The following is a 6,461-nucleotide window of genomic DNA, read 5'->3' as shown; positions in this document are numbered from 1 at the left end:
GGACGAGGCGCTGCTAAAGATGCTGTATCTGGTCACCATGGATGTCACCCGCAAATGGACAGGCCGTGTCCAGAACTGGGGCCAAATGCTGTTGCAGTTCTCGGTCTTCTTCCCCGAACGCATCGGCCAACATCTGCCGTAAGGGCAATCTCCCCCATGGGGGAGTCTCTATAAATGAGTTTACACAAAATTATTGACACACCCTTTGACGACTTCATATGGTTTTCTTTTGTAGGTAGATATCCACCCAGTGCCGAATGATTCATTAGCAAACGTACAGGATGCTTTACCTACGTAATACTGCTACAAAAAAATATTGGATTTCTTTGTACGCACATCAAAATCTAAAAATATACCCTAGATAACGCTACACCGATACGCGATCGGCCGCGACACCATGCATAAAAGCCCACTAACCACATGGTCGGTGGGCTTTTTTAATGTTGACTACTAAATGGTTTGTGAATATTCTATGACTTCCAGCTATTAATATAATAATCTACATAATAATACCCATCAGATTCTAAGTAAGCTTTTAAAAATCCGATTTCTGTATAAAGAGTATAATACTGCTTGTTTCCTCCTACAATTTTTACTGTAAAATTACCTTTTACTGTTGCAGTCGCAGTATTGTTTCCAGATACAGATTGATTTACCGAATCTACAGTAAAACCTAGGGAACCATCAGTACCACTGTAATCATACTGATAAATATTCATCTTGCTTCCAATTTGATAGTATGTGTTCATAACTAGTTTGAAATTGCTACCACTTTCATACGTGTATGTTGTACTCCATTTTGTTCCTGACATGTCGTAATCAGTTTGATAATCTCTAGTGGAAATACCAGTATTATTCTCTTTTACGGGTTTAGTAACTGTAGTAACTTTTACAAAGCTATTATCATCCATCACAATCAGAACTGAGTCATTTGCTCCAAGTTTAACATTTTTTAACTTTTCATTTACTTTATCTGAGTCAAAGGCATCTGCAGACTGAACGTACTGTTCGTTTAACTCAGGATTATTCTCTAAGATATTGCTGGCAAGTTCATCATTTCCTTGGAGTGTAGCCTCTAATAAGCTAGTTTTGAACTGTTCATAATCTAGCCCCGATGAATCGCTTGAAGCAAACACTGGAACACAAATAGTCAAAGCAAGTACAGTAGATAGTAGTGAAGTTAGTAATTTTTTCAAATTTAACATCTCCGATCTTTTGTTAATACTTACAATATGGCCATAGATTGAAAGTATATGTATATTATATATGCTTTAGTTAAAATATGGAAGTGTAAAATTATATTTACAATAGAGTTGGATTTTCGGTAAGATATAAGATAAATCCAATATTTGGGGGAGGGGAGTTGCTTGAATATGTATGGACTCTTGATTGTTTTTTTTACAGTTTTGTTAGTTATACTGGTTATTTCCTTAATCCTAGTTTGTTGGAAATACATCTTAAAAAAATAAGATTGACTGTTCTATTTAATTTAAATAGATTGCCGACTATAAATGAGCAAATTCGCTTCCAGTAAACTGTAAATCAAAAAGAATAGAGACAAAGCGCCCTCCTTATGGTAAAAAGTAGTCACCACAACCAAATTCACACCAAGGAGAAATCGCTATGTCTCATACCGCCATCGTATTTGATCATCCCACGCTCCGCAACTATTTGTTGCAGCACCGAGTGCCACTTTATTTTTCTAAGCCGGTAATGGGGCATATCGAGACGTATATGACGGCAGCTACAGCCAAACGCTTCAGGTTGTACACGATGCCAAACTCGTTTTCCAGAATCACTTTGATGGAGCGGGCACCCTTCTTAAAGCCGTGACGATCAAAAGCCTTCTGAATGAGCTTTCCGGCTTCTTGATCCTGAACAGCTCACTTTAAGCGTATATCCGCTGCTTTTAGATAACGATAGTAGCAGGAGCGGGGCATCTCAAGGAGCTCACAAAAGTATCTCGTCATCCGTCCATATCCTTGATTTACAGCTTCCTGAATGAGTTCAAATCTATGGTTTGTGCTTAAGTTGTATTTGTCTAGAACTAGCCTCCTTTCGTTCTTGGCGAACTTTTTTAGCAGTTTAATTTGAGATTCAAGCAGCTTAATTTTCGCCTCTTGCTTAGCAATGACTTCATCTGGGGTTAATTCCCTTTTTAGAGGGCGGCCAGAGGCTCCTTTCCGCGAGTCGGACAGCCCAATGATCCCGTCCCTCTCATAGGCTTTCTTCCAGCGGTCCGCGCACTGTTCCACGCGCGTCATCCCGATGATGCTGACGTCGAATCCAGCAGCCTCAAAGATTTCTCTTGGCGTTTTTCCGAGCATATATTGATCGATGAATAGCCGTTTGAATTCATCCGTGTAGGTCATGGATTTTCCGATAATGTTTCGCGCTCTGCTTCACTAAACCTTTTCGTACTCATGTCATCCCCTCCGTTGCTTCTTCCAGTATACAAAAGGTACTCACAGCCCAACCCCCTTTTTTTTCAAAGTGTCCAGTCTATGGGTACCAGTTTACCGCTTAGCTCCTTGGTTTTTTACGAATACCATCCTATTTTGTTAGCTGAGGGTGTTCCAAAGTTTACTTTTGGGACACCCTCAGCTAACAAAATTGCAAACGCGCTTGCGGATACTTAGGTTATCTTAGGGACACTCATCAAAGTAAAAAATCTTGATTTCAATGGGGTTAATGCACTACCTATAGAACCACTATTCTTGGAACTCGTAATGCGTAGGTCGGGGGTTCAATTCCCTTCACCAGCATCCCTTCATAGTCAAGCAGGGCGGCTTTCCGAGGTTTCGGAGGGTCGCGTTTTTTGCTGTTTTTGGTGAATTCCCAATATTGTTCTAACCTTTTAGTCTATTAAAGTGTTTTTTTTCCTCATCTGTTCGCCCTTCTTATTATTTAGGACCGCCTCCGCCTCCTGCAGATTAGGAAGCAACTGTGACTAGGCACCCAGCGTTTTCGAAAATCATATTGCGTTGAGGTATACAATACAAAATGCTAAGATAACAATAGAAAAAGAAGTCGGATGTCGCCGACTCCCTGCACAACACTTGGGTGGGAAACATCCAAAGTAAAGCAGAGAATAACCCGTTCCCTTGGCGCTAACCTGGGCGGGTTATTTTCGTTTATTCAGATATGTGAGCAGCGCAAGGATAAACATCCCGAGCTGAACGAAATATGAGCAGCGGGAAAGTATTTTTAAAATTTGTGATTGACTAATCAATAACAAAATGATACATTGTCATCACGTTAGTAATTGATCAATCACATTTTGAGGATGAGGTGATACCTTTGAAAAAAGCGATTGTGGTAGGAGCAACTGGCGGTACTGGCGCTTCGATTACGGGGGAACTGGTCAGACGAGGGATTCCGACGGTGGCCTTCGGGAGATCACGCGAGAAACTGGAGCAGTTTAAGGCTAGTCTGGGTAATCCAGACCATTTAACGATTGCAACGGGCGACGCTTTTCGTCCGCATGACGTTGCCCTTGCTGCGGAGGGCGCGGACGTTCTGTTCCACTGCGCGAATGTACCGTACAACGAAATGGCGAGCAAGTTAATTCCTCTGGGTGAATCCGTGATGGAGGCCGCAGACCGGCTTGGATTGAAGGTAGTGGCGATCGACGGCATCTATCCCTATGGCAGAAGACAGACGGATAGGGTGACCGAGGAGCATCCGAAGCAGCCGCATACGAAGAAGGGCAAGGTCAGGCTAGCTTACGAGAAGATGCTGTTTGACGAGCGCTGGAGCCGGGCCAAGGTTATGATCGTCCGCTTGCCGGATTATTACGGTCCCACGGCAAATGAGGCTTCTTATCTGGGCTCTACGCTCGAAGCTATCGCGGCCGGCAAAATGGCTTTTTTCATTGGCAATATGCGAGTCCCCCGGGAATTCGTCTACTTGCCGGATGCGGCATTCATGATTGCAGAGCTCGCCTGCAGGGACGACGCTTATGGGCAAAACTGGAATATACCGGGCGGAGGCTTGATCTCGGGCAGAGAGATCGTACGAATAGCCCGGCAGGCAAGCGGAGTCACCAAACCGGTCATTCCGCTCGGAAGAGGCGGGCTGTCTTTGCTCGGCATGGCAGTGCCGGTCATGAAGGAGGTCGTGGAGATGCTCTATTTGACCGAAGAGCCCGTTGTCTTAAGCAGGGAGAAATACGAACGGTTGATCGGACCTATCCGGGCGACTCCCTTTGAAGAGGGAATCTCGGCTACGATTCACGCGCTGCAAAGAAAAAAAAGGCTCTCTTTTTAACGGTGAATAGTAATTGATTAATCACTATCTGAATTGAAGGAGACAGGAAATGAAACATCTGATTATTTATACGCATCCACTCTCTTGATACGCAATTATTTTTATAGAAAAAAAGGGACTTCCCTTCAGCTTGCAGCAGTTTTTCGGTGACCAAACCGAAAGACCAAGAAGAAAGGAAGTCGCCTTGTATATTTGGCATATTCAACAAGAAAGCCTGTTTTCCTTACGGGAGTGTGACAATGAGCTCGTCCCTACTTCACCGCACTTTTAAAAAATCCGTCCCACTCCGCATGTCCGAGCTCGTGCGCTTTCAGCAGCGGCTCCAGTTCATCGAAAAACACGACTTTATCTTTCAATTCCAATTGCTCGGTATCCAGGGCATATACGGCCAGCCGGTAGAGATGATCGCCGGAGAAGGGCGGCGGCCCCATTCCGAAATAAGCATTCGGCTGCTGCTGGGCAGGGAGCGTGAAGGCCGCGTCTTCGGCAAGCTCATGAACCGTTGCAGGCACATTCAGCACGCTCCAGTGAATGTAATTGTCGGCGATCGGATGAATATCGTACATGACGACCGCGAACGATTTTGTGCCTTCCGGCGCATGGGACCAGCTTACCGGAGGACTGATGTCGTGTCCGCTGCCGGTCTGGTGCGCATATTTGGCAGGCATGCTGCCAAACTGTTCAAAGGATGGGCTCTTCATCTGCAACCCGCCGCTTTTGTCCGCCGCCGAGACGATCGACAATGTCCGCTCGGCAGAGTTCCAATAGAGCGAGGCTTGAAGCGCAAGCGGCACCGCCCGTTCAGACACCATCAAACGGCCGCCGGATACGACGGATTCATGATCAAGTTCATAGCGGACGCCGTTCACGGATACGGAGCGCGCCCCTTTCGTGTGGGTAAGCTTGTATCCTTTTCCTTCGGCGGTCACGGTATTTGAGGCCGCGTTCCAGCTTACCTTCGCTCCGGCCGCTTCGAAGACCGCCCGCAGCGGCACCAGTATTTGTGAATTTTCCATGATGGCGTCTTCCCCAAGCGGCGCTGAATCCAATTCGATATGTACGGCCGAATTCCACTGCAGATAGCTGTTCACGTTCGCGCTGACATCCCGATTTCCCGCAGCTGAAACGTTCGAAACGGAACTTCCCCATACGAGCGCTGCCCCGGCTGCAAGCATGCACATATATTTTTTCCAATTCAATGACATCTTGAACTCCTCCTAAAAAATACTTCCGGTTTTTGTTTTGGTGAGCGATAAGCTACAATACTAGAGTCAGCACCACACCTTTTATAACAATTTTATATACCGACGTCGATATTTATGTTATAAACCTCTGTATTCTCTTTGTCAATAAGGATGTGATGATGTGTTATCGGTCGATAAGCAAATTCTGTTTCTGCTTTCACGGGCCAACCGGATGGAAATCCGGCAGATTATAACGATTTATGAGCGCCGCCATTACACGGCTCCTTATATCCGCAATGCGCTTTCCCGGCTGAAAAAGGAAGGATATGCCGAGTCGCCATCGCGCTCGTCCTACCGGATCACCGACGCTGGACGGAAATTCATTCGATCGATCAACCTGAAGCCCCAGCGGTACGGGGAACAATGGGATGGCAGTTGGGAACTGGTCATGGTCGAAATTCCGGAAGCGCTGCGCAAGCACCGTGACCGGTTTCGTACAGACATGCTGCAAATCGGCTTCGGTCTGCTGTACAGCAGCGTCTATCTCTCCCCTTGGCCGTACAGGGAAGAGGTGCGCGAATGCATCCGGCGGCATGAACTCGAACCTTTTGCCACGGTATTTTCCGGCCGGATGCTGGATAGGGACATGGGGCCGCAGGAAGCGGCGCGCATCTGGCGGCTTGAGCAGTTAGAGTCGGACTATCGGGGGAAGAAGACGTGGTACGAGACGGATTTTCATCCGAGATTGGAAAAGGCGTTGGCTGCCGCGCCGAATGAGAGCGACCCGCTCGGTCTGTTCACGCTTTATCTGGAACTGGGCGAAGCGATCAGCGAGATGAACCTGGAAGATCCGATGCTGCCTGCGCCTCTGCTTCCTCCGGACTGGACAGGCAGGTGGGTGCAGAACGAATTTACGCTTTGTCTGCAGCGTATTGCGGGCGCTATACCGCCTGCTTCGCCGTACGCATCTTTTTTTTGACAACAGAGGATTTTAGATGAGCCTGGTTT

Annotated in this window: 5 protein-coding genes and 2 pseudogenes; 4 read left to right on the top strand and 3 right to left on the bottom strand. The window is 46.5% G+C overall.

Annotation, left to right across the window (positions count from 1 at the left end):
* Nucleotides 1-142 (top strand): annotated as a pseudogene (locus K7397_RS21365) (IS256 family transposase); the annotation flags it as partial.
* A gap of 328 nt (nt 143-470) precedes the next feature.
* Here K7397_RS21365 and K7397_RS06405 read toward each other — a convergent pair.
* Nucleotides 471-1,196, bottom strand: a complete 726-nt coding sequence (locus tag K7397_RS06405; protein ID WP_223067114.1) for a hypothetical protein — start codon at nt 1,194-1,196, stop codon at nt 471-473.
* A gap of 427 nt (nt 1,197-1,623) precedes the next feature.
* On the opposite strand from K7397_RS06405, the pseudogene K7397_RS22145 reads away from it, so the two are divergent.
* A pseudogene (locus K7397_RS22145) lies at nt 1,624-1,764 on the top strand (IS701 family transposase); the annotation flags it as partial.
* A 119-nt stretch (nt 1,765-1,883) separates the two neighbouring features.
* On the opposite strand, the gene K7397_RS06400 reads toward K7397_RS22145, so the two are convergent.
* Nucleotides 1,884-2,372: an HTH domain-containing protein gene (locus K7397_RS06400; protein WP_223067113.1), complete on the bottom strand. Its 489-nt coding sequence runs from the start codon at nt 2,370-2,372 to the stop codon at nt 1,884-1,886.
* Nucleotides 2,373-3,300: 928 nt separating this feature from the next.
* Here K7397_RS06400 and K7397_RS06395 point away from each other — a divergent pair.
* Nucleotides 3,301-4,269 carry an NAD(P)H-binding protein gene (locus K7397_RS06395; RefSeq protein ID WP_223067112.1) on the top strand — a complete coding sequence of 323 codons (969 nt, stop codon included), beginning with the start codon at nt 3,301-3,303 and terminating at the stop codon, nt 4,267-4,269.
* Between the two features lie 251 nt (nt 4,270-4,520).
* Here K7397_RS06395 and K7397_RS06390 read toward each other — a convergent pair whose 3' ends face one another.
* On the bottom strand, nt 4,521-5,474 hold the full coding sequence (locus tag K7397_RS06390; protein ID WP_223067111.1) for a YbhB/YbcL family Raf kinase inhibitor-like protein: 954 nt from the start codon (nt 5,472-5,474) through the stop codon (nt 4,521-4,523).
* A 160-nt stretch (nt 5,475-5,634) separates the two neighbouring features.
* Between K7397_RS06390 and K7397_RS06385 the strand changes: the two genes are divergently transcribed.
* A complete protein-coding gene (locus K7397_RS06385; protein ID WP_223067110.1) occupies nt 5,635-6,432 on the top strand; it encodes a PaaX family transcriptional regulator C-terminal domain-containing protein in 798 nt (265 codons plus the stop codon).
* The last annotated feature ends 29 nt before the right edge of the window (nt 6,433-6,461 follow it).

This window comes from Paenibacillus caui, from assembly GCF_019904135.1.
In the GTDB taxonomy this organism is placed as follows: Bacteria; Bacillota; Bacilli; order Paenibacillales; family Paenibacillaceae; genus Fontibacillus; species Fontibacillus caui.
This window is presented reverse-complemented; position numbering and strand designations above follow the sequence as displayed.

Excerpts from the sequence above, each read along its gene's own strand:
- K7397_RS06390 (WP_223067111.1), bottom strand. The coding sequence starts at position 5,474 with ATGTCATTGAATTGGAAAAAATATATGTGCATGCTTGCAGCCGGGGCA.
- K7397_RS06400 (WP_223067113.1), bottom strand. The coding sequence starts at position 2,372 with ATGACCTACACGGATGAATTCAAACGGCTATTCATCGATCAATATATG.